General features: G+C 57.8%; 10 protein-coding genes, 1 other RNA gene and 1 pseudogene. 6 read left to right on the top strand and 6 right to left on the bottom strand.

Annotated elements, in window-relative coordinates; all coding sequences use genetic code 11:
- Positions 1 to 90 precede the first annotated feature (90 nt).
- The gene (locus LN450_RS06255; RefSeq protein ID WP_008577244.1) at positions 91 to 486 is read left to right on the top strand and encodes an outer membrane protein assembly factor BamE; all 396 of its coding nucleotides are present in this window, start codon (positions 91 to 93) and stop codon (positions 484 to 486) included.
- A gap of 268 nt (positions 487 to 754) precedes the next feature.
- On the opposite strand, the gene LN450_RS06250 is transcribed toward LN450_RS06255, so the two are convergent.
- Together LN450_RS06250 and LN450_RS06245 are read right to left on the bottom strand one after the other, a co-directional pair.
- The gene (locus tag LN450_RS06250) at positions 755 to 1,063 is read right to left on the bottom strand and encodes an RnfH family protein (RefSeq protein ID WP_039418077.1); all 309 of its coding nucleotides are present in this window, start codon (positions 1,061 to 1,063) and stop codon (positions 755 to 757) included.
- 1 nt (position 1,064) lies between these two features.
- Entirely contained in the window at positions 1,065 to 1,496 is a 432-nt protein-coding gene (locus LN450_RS06245) for a type II toxin-antitoxin system RatA family toxin (RefSeq protein ID WP_008577248.1), read from the bottom strand.
- 60 nt (positions 1,497 to 1,556) lie between these two features.
- Here LN450_RS06245 and smpB point away from each other — a divergent pair, with 60 nt between their 5' ends.
- The gene (gene smpB, locus LN450_RS06240; RefSeq protein WP_005913721.1) at positions 1,557 to 2,060 is read left to right on the top strand and encodes an SsrA-binding protein SmpB; all 504 of its coding nucleotides are present in this window, start codon (positions 1,557 to 1,559) and stop codon (positions 2,058 to 2,060) included.
- 150 nt (positions 2,061 to 2,210) lie between these two features.
- On the opposite strand, the pseudogene LN450_RS06235 reads toward smpB, so the two are convergent.
- Positions 2,211 to 4,660, bottom strand: a pseudogene (locus LN450_RS06235) (S8 family serine peptidase).
- A gap of 135 nt (positions 4,661 to 4,795) precedes the next feature.
- On the opposite strand from LN450_RS06235, the gene ssrA reads away from it, so the two are divergent.
- Both ssrA and LN450_RS06225 read left to right on the top strand, forming a co-directional pair.
- Positions 4,796 to 5,192: a transfer-messenger RNA gene (ssrA, locus tag LN450_RS06230) on the top strand.
- Positions 5,193 to 5,299: 107 nt separating this feature from the next.
- On the top strand, positions 5,300 to 6,826 hold the full coding sequence (locus tag LN450_RS06225; RefSeq protein WP_057680247.1) for a site-specific integrase: 1,527 nt from the start codon (positions 5,300 to 5,302) through the stop codon (positions 6,824 to 6,826).
- 171 nt (positions 6,827 to 6,997) lie between these two features.
- Here LN450_RS06225 and LN450_RS06220 read toward each other — a convergent pair whose 3' ends face one another.
- From LN450_RS06220 to LN450_RS23345, 3 genes are all read right to left on the bottom strand, one after another.
- A complete protein-coding gene (locus tag LN450_RS06220) occupies positions 6,998 to 9,205 on the bottom strand; it encodes a hypothetical protein (RefSeq protein ID WP_155518709.1) in 2,208 nt (735 codons plus the stop codon).
- Between the two features lie 425 nt (positions 9,206 to 9,630).
- Positions 9,631 to 10,995, bottom strand: a complete 1,365-nt coding sequence (locus tag LN450_RS06215) for a phospholipase D family protein (protein ID WP_211261768.1) — start codon at positions 10,993 to 10,995, stop codon at positions 9,631 to 9,633.
- A 350-nt stretch (positions 10,996 to 11,345) separates the two neighbouring features.
- On the bottom strand, positions 11,346 to 12,989 hold the full coding sequence (locus tag LN450_RS23345) for a MobA/MobL family protein (protein WP_081033228.1): 1,644 nt from the start codon (positions 12,987 to 12,989) through the stop codon (positions 11,346 to 11,348).
- 490 nt (positions 12,990 to 13,479) lie between these two features.
- On the opposite strand from LN450_RS23345, the gene LN450_RS06205 reads away from it, so the two are divergent.
- Together LN450_RS06205 and LN450_RS06200 are read left to right on the top strand one after the other, a co-directional pair.
- A complete protein-coding gene (locus tag LN450_RS06205) occupies positions 13,480 to 15,294 on the top strand; it encodes a protein adenylyltransferase SelO family protein (RefSeq protein ID WP_057680252.1) in 1,815 nt (604 codons plus the stop codon).
- Complete coding sequence (locus tag LN450_RS06200) at positions 15,284 to 15,715, top strand: toxin-activating lysine-acyltransferase (RefSeq protein ID WP_057680253.1); 432 nt, start codon at positions 15,284 to 15,286, stop codon at positions 15,713 to 15,715. The genes LN450_RS06205 and LN450_RS06200 overlap by 11 nt, the downstream gene beginning before the upstream one ends.
- The last annotated feature ends 52 nt before the right edge of the window (positions 15,716 to 15,767 follow it).

Raw genomic sequence — 15,767 nt, 5'->3', positions numbered from 1 at the left:
TTGGCGATTTAGCGCCAGCTGCCATCAAACGGGTCGCGGCGACCGGCGGAAGTGTATCATCGGCGTGATTTCCTCAGCACTTAATCCCCGATGCGTAATCTCCTGCTGGTCGCCGCCATTGCTCTTTCCACCGCTGGCTGCGGCATCATCTACAAGCAGCCGATCTACCAGGGCAATCTGATCAAACAGAATGCCGTGGAGCAACTGCAGGTAGGCCAGAGCAAGCAGCAGGTCAGTGCGTTGCTGGGCACGCCCTCGATCCCCGACCCGTTCCATGCCCAGCGCTGGGACTACACCTCCACGCAGCGCGTGGACCGTCTGGCGCGTACCGAGATCAAGAATTTCACCGTCTTCTTCGAGAACGAACAGGTCGCACGCTGGGAAGGCGACTATTTCCCGTCGCAGGACGAGCAACTGGCCAAAGCCGCGCCCAAGCAGTTTGGCCGCAACCTGGCCCGCGACAAGAAGAAGCAACGCGGCCGTTGATGCGGTTACCGGGCGGTGTCGTGATCGCCTGATCGGACCCAAAACGCATCCCTTCGAACGGATGCGTTTTTCGTTTTGCCTGATGCCAACAGAGCGCTTCAGTGACTCTACAGCGCTGACTCCCAGGACCGATCGATCGCGCTTTCTGTCGCATGTCTTAGTCCAAGCGCGCTCGTTAGAACTCAACGAATACGGCTGATTCTTCGAGACATGCCGTCAGCAGCGATGGCTTTGCAGCGAGTCTGCGTCGTCGCAGCGCTGGCAATCGCTAGCGGTTGGGGCCGGCTTTCTTGCTTGGTCCGGCACGCCTGCGGCGGGCTTCTTTCGGATCCAGCAACAGCGGCCTGAGCAATTCGACCCGGTCGCCGTCGCGCAACCCCTGCTCCGGCCGCGCGATCAGCCCGTGCACCGCATACGCGGCAGGGGCCCGCTCCACCGCCAGACCGGACATGGCGACGGCTTCGGCCACCGTTGCGCCTTCAGGCAATTCCAGTGCGCCTTCAGGCAATTCCAGGTGTACCGAGCTGTAGCGATCCGGCCAGGCCAGCACGACCTCGATGCGCATGCGGCTGCGCAACCTAGACGTCGCCGCGGTCGGCGACACGCACGAAATCATTGACCATGCGATCGGCCAGGCCCTGAAACCCCAGCGCCAGCGCCGGGCCAAGCAGTCGCGAGCTGGTTTCGACCTCCAGGGTCAGACTCACCTTGCAGGCGCCCTCGCCCAGCGCCTGGAACTCCCACAGGCCTTCCAGGCGCTTGAACGGGCCATCGCGCAGGTGCATGACGATGCGCTCCGGGCGTTCAAGGATGTTCTCGGTGGTGAACCAGGTGCGGAACGACCCCAGCCCCAAATCCAGGCGCGCCACGATGTGCGCCTGGTCCTGCTCGAGCACATTGGCAGCGTCGCACCAGCCGAAGCGGCGCGGATAGGCGGCGACATCATTGACCAGGTCGAACATGCGGGAGGCGCTGTGTTCGACCAAGGCGCTGCGACGGATGGTAGGCATTCGCTAACTTGTGAAAGACGGAAGATCGTTTGACGACACCGAATCGGCGACAATGGGAGGATGAGCAAGAAACAGACCAAGGATAAAGCAAACGGCGCGAAGGCCACGAAAACCATCGCGTTGAACAAGCGTGCGCGCCACGAATACCACCTGGAAGAACGCTACGAAGCCGGCCTGGCACTGCAGGGCTGGGAGGTCAAGGCGATCCGCGCCGGCCGCGCCAACATCGTCGACGGCTATGCCTATGTGCGCTCCGGCGAGATCTACCTGATCGGCGCACAGATCACGCCGCTGATCCAGGCCTCCACCCACACGGTGCCAGTGGAACGGCGCGACCGTAAACTGCTGCTGCACCGGGCCGAGATCGACAAGGTGCTCACCCGCGTGGAGCGCGAAGGCTACACCCTGGTGCCTACCGCGCTGTACTGGAGCAGCAACAAGGTCAAGCTGGAAATCGCCCTGGCCAAGGGCAAGCAGAATCACGACAAGCGCGACGCCGCCAAGGACCGCGACTGGCAGCGCGACAAGCAGCGCGTGATGCGGCGGCATAACCGCGATGCGTGATGAGCGGGGATTGGTGATTCGGGATTAGGGATTGGTTAGAGCGGCTGTGCGTGGCCTTTTGCACTGCTGTCCTGCGATCCACACCTGCAGAGCGGCGAGGCTAAGCCACACCGCTCTTGCCAATCCCCAATCCCGACTCACGGCTCCGGATCACGTCGCTCCCAGCATCCGCATCAAATTCGGCACTCCCCTGCCCTGCACATAGCGGTCGCGCTGCAGGTCGGTGCAGGTATCCAGCAGCAGTTGCTTGACCCGATCGGGGAAGCCGATGAACTCACGGCGCGCCGACAGGAAGCCGGCCAGCACGCCGGAGACATGCGGTGCGGCCATGCTGGTGCCGCTCATCTCCACCATCAGGCTGGTCGGGTCGTTCGGGTCGAAGTCGTAGTAGGCCGACAGGATCTTCTCCCCTGGCGCGACCACATCCGGCTTGCTGCGGCCGTCGGCGGTCGGCCCGCGCGAGGAAAAATACGACACGCCATAGTTGTGCGGGCTGCTTTTGTGCACTGAGCCGACCACGATGGCGTCTTCCAGATTGCCCGGGTCGCTGATCGACAGATCCATGTTGGCGGCATATGCGTCACCGTCGTTGCGCATCAACCAGGCCAGGCCTTCGTTGCCGGCCGCGACCACCACCAGCACGCCTTGCCGCCACAGCCGGCGTAATTCGTTGCACAACGGCGTAAACCCGCAACCGTAGCTCTCCGGGTCGAAGCAGCCGCCCAGGCTCAGATTGACGCCATGGATGACCAGTTCGCCGGCACGCTCGTTGATGTCGGCCACCTGCTGCACTGCCTTGATCGTCCACGAATCGCGGCCGTTTCCAGCGTTGTCGAGCACCTTGAAGCCATACAGCTGGGTATCCGGCGCCATGCCGGAAAATTCCAGCGGACGGCCGGGCGTGCCGCCCGCCTCCGGGATCGACGCGCGGCACTGGCCGGCGATGATGCCGGCGATATGCGTGCCGTGGCCATGCCGATCGAGCCGGGTAAACGCCGTGCCATCGGCGCGGGTCAGCCGTTTGGGCGCGCCGCGCCGCGTGCAATCCCACTGTGCCACCACGGTGTCGCGTTCACCCTTGACGAAAAAATGCGGGTGATCGGCCACGATGCCGGTATCCATCACCGCCCAACCGATCTGCTGCCCGCGTGCGCGATACGCCGTGCGTGCCGCATCGGCATGCAGCACATTGCCCGACACATGGATCAACGCGCGTTTTCCGGCATCGCGCCACACCCGCCGAAAGCCCAACGCGCGGTAGCGATCCTGCAGCGACTCGATCTCGAATCGGGTCAGCCGCGCAGACACGAAACGCTGCAGGCTGTCTTCCAGCTCGATCGCCTCATCCAGCGCATCGCCGCTCAGGCCGGTGGTACGCGCAGCGACTTCGCGCACATGCTGCAACAGCAATGCGCGCACACCGGCAGGGTCGTTCCCCAACACACGCCGATCCAGCTCGATCAGCACATCGTGCCGGTACTCAGGGCCATGCGCTTCGAGCTGCTCGCTGAGGTCCTTGATCAGCACTGCATTGGACACCGGCTGATCGAAGCCCACACCCACGGCTTGGCGCACCGCGGCGCGCACCTGCGGAATGGACAGATAGCCCGAAGCCGAATGCGGGTTGTGCTGCCAATCCGGATTCAAACGCGCAGCGGCCAGGTTCTCGAAACGTCCTTTGGCATTGGCGATGTCGTCGGTGAGGTCCGGGTCCAGCGCGATCGGGTCGCGCGTTTCGGCCACATTGATCCAGCGCTGTACGCACTCGGGAAACGGCAATTTGCGCGTGCCGGTCCAGCGCTTGAACATGCTGCGCACCTGCGGCAAGCCCAGTGGCGAACCCAGGGTGAGGAACAAACTGACCTCGCAATCGGCGGCCTTCAGCTGGCGCAGCACATCGAAGGCGATCATCGACCCCTGGCTGTGCGCCACCACCACGAATGGCCCGCCCCCTGCGCGCAGCCGCTGCGCCAGACTCTCGCGCATCAACGCCGCACGTTCCGGCACGAAGAACAGGTCATGCACATCCTGCAACAATGCAGCCGAAATCAGCCGCAGCAACACCCGGTTGATCGCATCGATGGCGCCCTTGGCCTGCACGCTGCCGGACACGGACGTGCCCTGAAGCTCGTCCAGCAGCCGATGCAGATCGGTGCGTTTCCTGCTCGCTCTGCGCCAGCGCGTTCTGCCAACAGGTGCAGGTCCTGTTCGCCCGGCACCAGGCCAAGCGTACTCAAGGCGCGCTGCACGCTTTGATTGAGCGCCGGCCCCACATCGCGCGCGTCGCAATTGCCCGGCTCGGCCACTGGATACCGCTCGCGATTGACCCAGTACGCCAGCCGCGTGCGCTCGCCCATGGGCCGCCCGAACAACGCCTTGTCCCACTGACAACGCAGCACATCGGCCGGCGGCTTGTTGCCGATGCCATGGATGTAGATCACCGTGCGCGCCTTGCCCTGCACGCGGGTCGCTGTGGACTCCTGGGTCCCGGCCTGCTGCGCGCGCGCAGCGGGCGGCCGCGCCGGTTGTTGCGTGCTTGCAGCCGCCTTGCGCGGCAGCGCGCGTGCAGGTTTCGAACGTGGGGGCTTGCTTGTCGCCATCGCGTCGCTCCTTCGTATGCAGACTGTTCCGTTCGGTACGGGACTGAAGCCACTGTAAGCGTTGCGCATCTCACCACTTGTGACAGGGCGCGCCGATCCCTACACTGACCCGGTCAGCGTTTTATTGCTTTCCCCGGGGGTGCACTGGTTTCGACGGGGGTCGCGAAGTCGCTTGGCGCATGCCGAGGGGGCAGCTTTCCTCGTTAATCCAGCAGCAAACTTTTAGTTGCCAACGATGACAACTACGGTTCGGACTCCGCTATCGCCGCTTAATTGGCTTTAGTTGTAGTTCTACAGCCGCCTAAGGCGAACCCCCGAACCTACTTGTGCCCGTGCTCGTAGGTGTAGGGTCATTATCACGGAACCATCGGTAGTGGCTGCCTGTCAGCTACCGGTCAGATAAAGCAGGCTGGTTTCCAGGTGCGCTTTGCCAACCGTGCTGCCTGGAAACGAGATCTAACGGAGGGCTAAGCATGTAGTGCTGGGGATGGAGTGCTTCCGGACGGCGGTTCGATTCCGCCCACCTCCACCATCTGATCGCGGAAAAGAGCAGTAAGCGCTTGATTTCGCGAAGGTTAGGCCCGGGGTTTGATGTTCAGTTTGAGCCTGCGTTAGGTATCAAACGAGGTATCAAACCCCGTGCCGAAGCCTTATTTTCTGCGCCGCCCTGCTGGGCTGTATGTGCGCTTTTTCGTCCCGACCGACCTTCAAGCCCTTATCGGCTCACGCTACCTTGTCCGTCCCGTTCGCTTGGCCCTTGGTGATGCTGCCCGTCTGGCCGTGGCACGAACTGCTGTGGCACTCTCGGAAGCATTCGATCAGATGCGGCAGGGAGCGGGCATGCGGGACGATTTGCTGAGCCAGGCGCTGGCCGCGTTGCAAGGGAACGAAGCCCGCCCCTACACCATCAAGGTCGGTGGCGTGGAGCTCTCTGCCAACGGAGCTGGGGATCATGCTCGGCTGCTGGACGCACTGAAACACCTCCCTCTTCAGCAACTGGCTTCTGTGAAGAGCGCCGGACCGCTGCTGTCAGAGCGCGCCACCATCCACATCAGTGAAATGCGGCGTGTGGGGCGAAGCGCGAAAAACGTGCTCGATACCGAACACAGCCTGGGGCTGTTTGTGGCGCTTGTCGGCGACAAGCCGGTCGAGGACTACAAGACCGATGACGTCCGACAGTTCCTGGATGCGCTTGAGCACTATCCGAGCAACGCCACCAAGAAGGCGGTGTTCGCCGGCCTCACCCCTGTCGAAATCCTGAGCAAGGCACGGCAAGGTGGTCATGAACTGCTGAGCATGCGCACCAAAGAGAAGCATCGGGATCGTATTGCGTCCTTCTTCAACTCCTTGGCGAACGAAGACCTGATTAGCAAGGCGCCTCACAAAGCCATCCTCAATCGCGCCAAGTCGCTCACCGATGAGCCGAGCCGTGATCCGTTTAGCCAGGCTGAGCTCGAAGCGCTCCTCGAGCTGAATGCGTTCACGTCTTGGGCCAAAAAGTATCCGCACCGATGGTTTGGCACGCTGTTGGGATTTGCGACCGGTGCTCGGGTCAACGAAGTCGCGCAGCTCTATGTCGAAGACATCGGCAAGGTCGGTGACTTCTGGGGCGTGCATTTCCGAGGAGCAAAGCCGGATCAGCGCTTGAAGAACCCCCACTCCTCCCGGTTTGTGCCCCTGCCCACATCCCTGATTGAGGCTGGGTTCTTGGTCTATGTGGATGAGGTCAAGCGCGCAGGCTTTGAGCGACTGTTCCCGCACTTGCCCTACAACGCCGAAAACGGGTATGGCGATGCGCTCGGGGATCAGTTCCGGGCCTATGCGATCAAGCAAGGGCTGACCCAACGGCTCAAAAGCTTTCATTGCTTCCGACACACCTTGTCCAATTCGTTGGTCAATGAGCACGGCGTGTCGCTTCCGATTTCGCAGCAAATCACCGGCCACGAGTTGACGCTTCCACCAGGCTTGAAGCACTACGTCGATCCACCTTCTGTCCCCGCTCGCTTTGCGGCCATTGAACGGTTTGGCCCTCCGCTTCCATTGCCCGCTTACACGCCAGGGCAATTTGACCGTGCGTTCAAGCAGGTTCGCCACATGGAACGACGACGAGAGCAAGCGGCCAAAAAGAGGACGAACAAAACAAGAACAACAGGGTGGAAGAATTAAAATCACGGGGGATCTCGCCCCGAATACCGTGTGGTGGCTGAGTGGATTCTATCGTCGCGGAATCAATGCCTGCACCTAAGCGGACACACGGAATTTGCAAGCTAGGCGATCAACTTGCTAGGCGCTAGAGGCTTGCGCCTAGTGAGACCGGAGGTTAGCCATGCAACTAACTTATAGTCCTTTGGCAAATCTTACACCCACTTCTTCCCAACTTAACTTAGTAGCCAGTGCAAATCCAATTCTTTGATCTAGAAAATAGATAGCGTCCTCCGTACTCTCCAAGGGCGGTAGAACTTTACACTCTTCTGGAAGGTGTCCCACACCGTATGCGCCCGAGGCACTTACTATAACAGCAGCCCTCTTATCACCTTTCTCGAAGATGTGTTGGACACGACTCTTCAACAAAGACATGTCTGGTTTCAACGGCCCCGTGGGCACCAAGGTGTGATGGACAGGAAAACGAATTTTATCGACCGCATCTACGCAAAGACGAAGCACATCTAAAAGCCTATCAAAATCTAAATCTTTGAGGCCGGACACTATATTAGCTTCACCCTCAATATTTGCAATGGATGTCAGCCCCTGAATGTAGTCTCTTACATACAATCCATTTCCGCGCGAAATGTGCTTATTTTGACCCCACTCAATCATCTCCTCAGTCACGTTTCGGCAGAAGAGGATCATTTTCTTCCGAATCTCTTCGAAGCCATCTGGCGTTTCATTTAACGGCTTTCCAGCATTAAGGAGCTCGTAGCACCCACTTAGTTGCAATCCCAGCAAGAATGCCACCTTGTGATAACCACTCTCGTCAATAAGATGATTCGTTACCCACTCAATGATGGCACCCACGCTCTCGACCGAATTTTCCTCTCTGTTAGAGAGCGGTGGCGGTGGTACCTGAATAGATGAGTAGCTTTTAAAAAGCTGGGCCAGCTCAGCCATTAACGCGACAGCGTCCGGGAAACACCATTTAGACAAAGCGACAGCAATGCGCAGTGCGCTTTCTTTCTCGCCACTTCGATCGTTTCCGCGTTGATCCAGTAATGATCGAATGTGTAGCAGGCATATTTGCAGCGAACCTAGGGTTATACCAGCTTCGAATAGATCCCTGCAGAAGACCTGACCCTCGACGAAGGGAATTCTGCCCGACATGTAGCCGATGGCGGGAAGTGCCACAAGGGGATGTGTCCAGTCAAGCTTTGAAGTCGAAAGAAATGGGAGTAGAGAGGATCGAACCGTTTGGCTTGTCACAAAGGATCGCGAGAAGTCGCCTGGCTCGCCCCAAAATTCAAATAAAAAAGGTTCAGAGCGGCCGCGATGCTGCCGCTGTTTCTCTTTCCAAGTGTTATGATTCTCAATCTGGACATCGTAGTCTTCCGAAAGAAGATTCTTCGCATGATCTATAATTCGGTATCCGCTGCCCGGCATAGAGCCATTTGAAAGACCGCCTACTTTAGCAAAATAGGTGGTCAACGTAGATTGCCGACCATCAGCGTTCTTCTGCATTGTTGCGTGAAAGACGCCAGGGTCAAGCGTGCACAACGTGAACACCCAATACGCCCTATTCGAGTCAACAAGGTTTCGCCAAAGCATCAAAAAACCATGAGATCGCATCCGGTCCCCTTCACGAGCAATCATGCTGATGGCCGTTTGAACAAGTGGAGGTGGAAACTCACTGTCCCGATTTAGCGAGTCATCAGTTTTTTCGTAGAGGACAACATCAAAACATTGCATCGCCTCTTCGGGAATATCAACAGTTGCGGTCGGATACCAGGCTTCGACGATACGACATTGTAATTGCCGTGGTTCAGCGTCGTAATCCAGGCTCAAGGCCAAACACTGCTTGCCTGACCATGTAGTCAAGCTTGCGACACCATGGTCTAAAAGGTCACTCCAATCACGAGCAACGATGACAAAGCAAATGTCCATGTTCGAAAGGAATGGAAACAGGTTTTGAATTTCATGCTCATAACCTGCCACCTCTGAAACTGCCTGCCGCTCTGGCCCCTTCTCCCTCTTCACTTCGAAAATCAGCACCACCCTTGATTCCGGATTGTAAGCAATGATATCAGGCCTCAGCACCTCGCCAGATACCAGCGAAATGCTCTTGTCAACAGCAACGATTTCTAGAAGACCCAATTGGCCAAGGACGAATTTTGAAGCCCTCGCACTGGCTAGCCGACTCATTTTGTCGATCGAAAATCTGGGGAGGTGGCTGGCCTGGTCGGCAGCCCCAATAACGGACTCGACTTCATCCTTCCCGACAATTTCATCTACTAGCTTGCCACTGTTTATTAAGTCGATGAGCCAATTCGCAACAACCGACTCTTTGCTCAGGACCTTTCCCATAGGCGCTTTCTTTTTACGGATCTTTGCCATCCCACTCTCGCTAAGTGAATTTTTCAGAAAATTTGGATTTTTTCCAATCTATAGCAAGCTGAACCGAAGGCAGAAAAGCTATTATACCTAACCAGGGTCTGCGCCCCCCTTTTGGAAAATCTCTCACATCGGCCGCATTCGCCTCTCGACATTAAATTTCTTCTCGCCTCACCCAATATTCCTGTCGCCAAAAGCCCTCCAAAAAACAGCGCCATATGCTTTGTTCCCCATGCCCTACCCAGCTCTCATCAGGTATCACCAGGGCTCGCAGAAACAGCTCACACAAACGCATGGGCGCGGGAGCTTGGATCGCGATTATTGTCATTGTTCTGATGGTCTTGCGTTGGTGCTCTAGCTAATCGCAGCTTCGCGTGTCAACGCGGAGTTGTGACCGATGAGCCCTGCCCAGTGATGAGTTTTGGCTGCTAGACGAGAACATCAACATCGTTCCCAAGTGCTCGAAGCGCTTTGCTTGTGCGTGAATTCCGTGGTGGGTATTCCGTCGGGCGGGCCCAGCCCACCACCTCACCCAGGATGCTAGTGCCGATATGCGAAAGCTTGTAGTCATGATCATGGCTCGCTAGCCAGATGCGCTCAGCCACATCACCATCCCCCCAAATTACGAAATCAAGCACCTCGGGCGCAGTCATTCCGTTCCCAGACTGTTGCTTCCAAAGTATCCGCGCCAAGGCTTCACTCTTCGCTTGGCTGCCTGGATCGGTGCCCAAGCCCAAATATAGGTTACTGATCTTCATCGCATGATCGCCAAAAGCGTATACGCGGGTAAGGGCATCGATCCATTCACCTTCGGTCAGTGTGGTGATCCTGCCTCGTGCGAGAAGCTCGTGTAGCAAGGGCGCCGACGTATAAATCGTAGATTCCTCATGCTCATGCTTATATTCGCCTGCCTTCCACCAAGCCAGTCCACTCCGTAGTGCAACCTCTGGATCGAGACGATTCTTTCGGAATTCTCGTTCGTAAGCATCTTTTTCGGTATGAGGCCTGACGACTTGGTAGTAGTAGGCGTGAAGGAATTGATCGCCTTGAACGCCTTGAGACACATCTGACGAGATCCAACTGGGGCGATTCTCATCAAGCGCAACACGAGCGCCAACATTTCGGATCAAGGTGAGTGTGCGTGACCATTCGGCTTGGAAAGCTGCAATCTTCGCTTCGAGCGCCTTTCGATTTGGCGTGGGAGCGATAGGGGGCGTGCGGTCTTTCAGCTTCCAATGATCGTCTTCGAATTCACTCTCGATCTTGTTGAGCTTGCCGACTAGATCTTCCCTCCTTTTCTCCTGTTTGATCTGACGCTCATATTCCTCTCTATCGAGCGGGAACGACTTCTGCGCAAGGCCATCGAAGAATGCTTCAAGTTGGAGCACCATCCCAAAGTGCTCAAGCTCTTCGTGCTTGATGTAAACCCCAGCTTCAAAGTTCTTGAACCACGCCCGATCGGTCAGATTTGCCGAACCAATATATGCCCCTTGGCCTACCCACCAAATCACTTTAGCGTGTAGCCAGTGCGGCACAAGATGGCACACTAAGTTGGGCGATGCACGACGCAAGAACCAGTCGAGAATACGCAGATCGATGGGACATGAGCCATCGACACGGCCATAGAACGTCAGCTTTTTCCCCTTGGCAACGCAGTCCTCAAATAGAAGGATATCGCCGGATGGCTTCGTGGCGTATGCAATTGCAACCTTGACCTCAGAACAGTCTGCGATGGCAGAAGCATGCTTGTTATAAATCATCTCACCCGTGATGGGTTTACCCACAAACTCCATGTATCTAGCCTCCCCTGTTCCGTAAAGCACAGCTTCGCAAAGTAGGAGAGGTTCGTCTACGGGGCAGGAAGCCACGTCAACTACCTCAGGGTGCAGACGTTGATTTGCCTTGCACTTCAACAGATCTGTGCGAAAAGCCGTAGCATTCGGGCTGCAACAGAAAGAGCCCCGCATGCGGGACTCCTGTGTCGCTGGGGTTGGAGCCTTGGCCTCGGCGCCGGGTGCCAATGGCGGGCGGCGTTGTTCCGATCATTTGGCGGGAACCTTCTGCGACGACCCTAGCTTCCAGGCAAATGCCTAGGCGCACCATCAGTCTGCTGCGCGGTCGACGGTCAGAAATATCTGAGCCGTCATAGACTTGGCTTCGGTGGCCGAAACTTCAACTCCCAATGCCCGGCATCACCTTCGGCCTGTGGTGGAAGCGCATCATCGCCAGATGCCTCAGGCGTCAGCACCTCGATCGGCTGTGCGGCAAAGTTCTTCTCCAAAGCCTCAGCTGCTTCCACCATCGCCTTTCGAGCCCGCTTGATGCGCCATTGCTGGATGGCCTGGATGCGAGGAGACACATGCACCTTTGCCCTCCCCAAACGCTGGCGTGCCCTCGCCACCGCTTGCGCGTCTCCGCTGCCTTCTTGCTCAACAAGCTTGGCTTGCGCATCCAGCACGGCCACACGCGCTTTGTAGGGTCGCACCAGCGTATGGGCATACCTGCTGACTGAGCGAGCAAGCATCTCCGTATCCTCGAACAGGAACGGCTTTGTGGCGTAGCTGTCGACCCGCCGGCAGATGAGTGCGGAGTGCGCCCGCTGGAACTCGGGTTCAATCTGGATACCCGGGATCTGCCGCAATACTTCGAGAGACTGCTGCGCGACCTCCCGTTGCGCTTCGAGCCAGTCTTCGATGAGCTGAGCCTCCGCATTGAGCACCTCCGCGTCTTTTCGACCCGAAGACCGAGCCAGACGCGTCACGCGACCAAGATGTCGGGTCTGACCGCTGTAAGGCGTGTAGAGTCCTGCGCTTGGCGCTGGCGCACGCGCCAAGCGCTCTTTGATCTGCCGCACCCGCTCTGCGCCTGACAATCGCCCCGGCCCACCCGCTGTGCGCCCTTCTAATCCAGACTCTTTTGCGTTGGTCCGATCCCGAAGTGCAGCCGCATGGCTGTGAGACGGCGGCACTTCATGCACGAGGCTCCCGCTCTTTTTCATGTGCTCAGCAACAAGCTTTGAAAGCGCCACTGCCGCAGCTTGCCCCCCTGCACCCTTGACTTCTGCGGTGAACTTCGTTTTGCGCATCACCGCGACTTTGGCTTTGCCCAAGTGCTTACCAGGCCGGCGCGTGAGTTCGCGGGCGCGTTCAAACTCCCCATTGCGCGCGGCCTCCTGCGCTTGTGCTCGGAGACTGCGATGATCCACCCGAGCCGCGTTGCCGGCATTTTTCAGATGCGCATTGATAACCGTTGCGATGTCTTTGCGGATTTGCCGCAGCGCTCGCGTGCCACCGCCTTGTCGCGCATCAAACTCAGCGCAGGCGCGCTCACCCAGTCCACCGGGGCCTACTTGTCTGGCTGACATCAATAAATGCACATGATGATTGCGTTGATCGCCCAGCTTACTTGGCGTGTGCACCGCCACCAACACGGCCACTTGGAAGCGCTCGACGAGCAATTGACCCAGCGCCAAGGCAAGCACTCTTCGTTGGTGTGGATCGAGTTGATGCGGAAGCGATACTTCGACTTCTCGGCAGACGCGTGCATTCTTGCGCGTCTCGGCCGCTTCATTTGCGTTCCAAAAGTATTGCGCATCGAAGCACCACGAAGGCGCTCCCTTTGGCGCAAGCATTTGATGGAAATCGACACCGCCTCGGTGGGAATAATTGTGACCGAGCCCTGTGCTCGTATCGAGCAGATCAAACCCTGCTCGGTAGGCCGCTGCTGCGACCGACGAGTCGCCGTTGCCTCGGCTAAAAGACTTCATTGTTGCGTGATAAATCGCCATTTGTGAAACTCCTGTTTGTGGAGCACACAAAGAAGCGGCATAACATCCCGTGTCGAGAGTTAAGCGAACTCGACAACAAAGAGACATGAATCTCGGGGTTTTGAAGGGCTGTGTTGCCTAGCGAAGCATAGCAACGAGGTGGCGAAAGCCACCGCACCGACGCGCAGCGTTGGCGCACGGTTTCTGCAAAGCAGAAACCATAAGTGCGCTCTTGCTGTTTGATTCTTTATTAGAATTTTCGCGCTACGGCTTAGTCAGCAATTGCGCCCCTACGTATGATTAATAGTTATATTAGAAAATGAATAAGACCTGTACAGACCTAACTTTTGCCATGCCCTGTGCCGATTTCAAGGCAATGGTCTATGCAGCCGTGATGTCCAGTGGTTTTCGGAAATCCAAGCGGCAGCAGGACGAACTGCCGTCAGGTTGGTAGCATCGCTAAAGCCGATCGAACGCGAAGTCGCAACAACTGCAGAAAGAAGGACGCGAAATGCCCAATGACTACTGGGACATGGATGACAAGAACGACCCCAACCTGTTGAACCTCGCCAGCGTGAGCACTTCGATGCTCGTGCCCTTCCCAGTGGGAAAGCTGCCAGATGCTTCCGTGCTCTGGCTCAATGAGCGCTGGTTTCATGACTTGGGCATCGCCATCCACGACAAGCCCACTCGGACCAGCATTTCAGCGTCCTTGCTTGAGCGCTTTGCCGTGACCTCTCTCGAAGCTCACTGCGTTGCCGGCAGCTTCGGACGCCAGACACTGGGCGCTGATCGCTATGGTGGGAGCGGTGGGGCAATCCACGGAGGGAGTGGCCGCTGTGGCTCCGATGGCATGCTCATCGCCAAAGGAACCGGCCCCACGCCATTGGTCTCCGAGGCCCATGATTGGTCACACTCCCATGGCTGTCTCTATCTTTACGATGCCATTCGCGAGGCAGTCGCCAGCGAGATCCTCAACGCAGAGCTCCCCCACGGGGCAGTCCCCATCGTTGCCATCATCGATGCCGGCTTCTCCCTGGCACGCACCGATGCAGACGAACCGGAACGTTGCGCCATTCTAATCCGGCCCGCTTTCCTTCGCTTGGCGCATTTCGAGCGCAGCCTGTATTTCGGAACATCAGGCAGCGCAAACAGCGATCAATTTCAAGATAGCCTGCGGGTCAAAGATGCCATCCACTTTGCCGACGAACACGCGCAGCTCGATGCGGGCAATCCCAATGGCTTAGGCGTTAACTTGTCTGAGCTCTACCTCCGCCTTGCCGAGCAGATTGCCGCAAGTCGCGCGCATCGCCTTTGGACAGGGCGCCCGACAAGCGACAACATCACATTGAACGCGCAGTTCCTGGATTTCGGCGGCTTCCGCGCAGTTCCCAGCTGGAAGCATGGCACCGATGGACATGGTCATTTCTTCGGCAATGAGATGCGCGATGTTCGCCACTCGCTTCCATCGCTTGCCTACTTCTTCAACAAGTATTCCCACTTCGACAACACAATCGCCAACATCGATCAACTGCTCATCCAGATCGAGCATCACATGGAAGCTGCGTTTCTCCATCACTGTGCAGAAGCGTGTGCCTTGCCTGAGTCAAGCCCAGAGGCGTTGCATTTCAAAGCGCTCATTGCGCGCTACTACCGCGAGCAACAGCGCATTGACTATGCGTTCGATCAGCCCACAAAGCACGGCGAGCGCCACGATTGGCTCTCTGACCACCTCAGAGGCAAAGCAACCCGGGGGTCTCAGATTGGCGAGGAGATCGCAGCGTTCGTGCGCGCACTTCCGAACTCAGATCTTCATCTTTGTGCGGCCAACCGCTGGCTGAGACCACGACCACGCCTTTCCTATCGCGTCTCTAAGCGCCGCGCGATCAAGCTGGTGCGGTCGATCCTCGCCGATCGGTCGTCGGGACCCGAGCGGGTCTCGGTCTTTATCGCAACCGAGGTCGCGGTCTCGCGACGGGTTTGGAGAGGCTTACCACCACACTGGCTTGTCCTAGGCTACGCAAGCGATCACGTGTCCACCGCGTTGTATTTCTTTGATACGCACCGCATGGCTTATGCAGCCCAGCTGTCGGGACCACGCGTGCATGGGGGAACACTGCTCTTCGGTGCCCAAGTCGCAGATGAGAAACTCGGCATCACCAATTCTGGCCATCGAACCGTCGTGCTTGTCGACTGCGAACCCACTAGCTACCTCGTAGGTCTAGGCTTGAACGGGCGTGCAACAATTCCTGCCGCACTGCTCACCTTCCCGGACGCTGCCGTTGCCGCGCAGAAATTCAGCTCAACCAACACCCATGCAACCTAATGCCGTTGATGCGCAGGCGCTTGGCCTGGCGATACAACTTCTGTTCAAGACTGACCGCAAGAGGTTCAGTATCGCAGCTGCCTACGTGTGGATATGGCCTGCGATTCGCCTAGGCCAGCTCGTCACGATCGAAGATGGAGATGGGGTCTGGACCGGCTACGCCTTATGGGCATATCTAACCCATGAAACCGCCAGTCATTTGGTTCTGCAAGATCCCCCGTTCTTACCGATTAGCGACTGGAACGAAGGTGATCAACTCTGGATCCTGGATTTCGTGGCTATGCCAGAGCATCACCGACGCCTGGCGAGAGCACTCCGGGACCGCTTGCGCCCTCACTTCAAGCAAGCGCATCGCTTGGTGCGAGATAGGACGGGCGCTATCCTGGGAACCAAGACTTACACCCTTCGCAAAGATGGCTGAGGAAGACACGTTGCTTCCTTGATATGAATGGACGAACCGAAGCGACAAGGCA

Origin of the sequence: Xanthomonas euvesicatoria pv. euvesicatoria (assembly GCF_020880415.1) — a bacterium.
Classification (GTDB): domain Bacteria; phylum Pseudomonadota; class Gammaproteobacteria; order Xanthomonadales; family Xanthomonadaceae; genus Xanthomonas; species Xanthomonas euvesicatoria.
This window is presented reverse-complemented; position numbering and strand designations above follow the sequence as displayed.

What these genes read in the sequence shown, in the direction of transcription:
- LN450_RS06255 (WP_008577244.1), top strand. Translation starts at nt 91, where the DNA reads ATGCGTAATCTCCTGCTGGTCGCCGCCATTGCTCTTTCCACCGCTGGC.
- LN450_RS06245 (WP_008577248.1), bottom strand. Translation starts at nt 1,496, where the DNA reads ATGCCTACCATCCGTCGCAGCGCCTTGGTCGAACACAGCGCCTCCCGC.
- smpB (WP_005913721.1), top strand. Translation starts at nt 1,557, where the DNA reads ATGAGCAAGAAACAGACCAAGGATAAAGCAAACGGCGCGAAGGCCACG.
- LN450_RS06220 (WP_155518709.1), bottom strand. Translation starts at nt 9,205, where the DNA reads ATGGCAAAGATCCGTAAAAAGAAAGCGCCTATGGGAAAGGTCCTGAGC.
- LN450_RS06215 (WP_211261768.1), bottom strand. Translation starts at nt 10,995, where the DNA reads ATGGAGTTTGTGGGTAAACCCATCACGGGTGAGATGATTTATAACAAG.
- LN450_RS23345 (WP_081033228.1), bottom strand. Translation starts at nt 12,989, where the DNA reads ATGGCGATTTATCACGCAACAATGAAGTCTTTTAGCCGAGGCAACGGC.
- LN450_RS06205 (WP_057680252.1), top strand. Translation starts at nt 13,480, where the DNA reads ATGCCCAATGACTACTGGGACATGGATGACAAGAACGACCCCAACCTG.
- LN450_RS06200 (WP_057680253.1), top strand. Translation starts at nt 15,284, where the DNA reads ATGCAACCTAATGCCGTTGATGCGCAGGCGCTTGGCCTGGCGATACAA.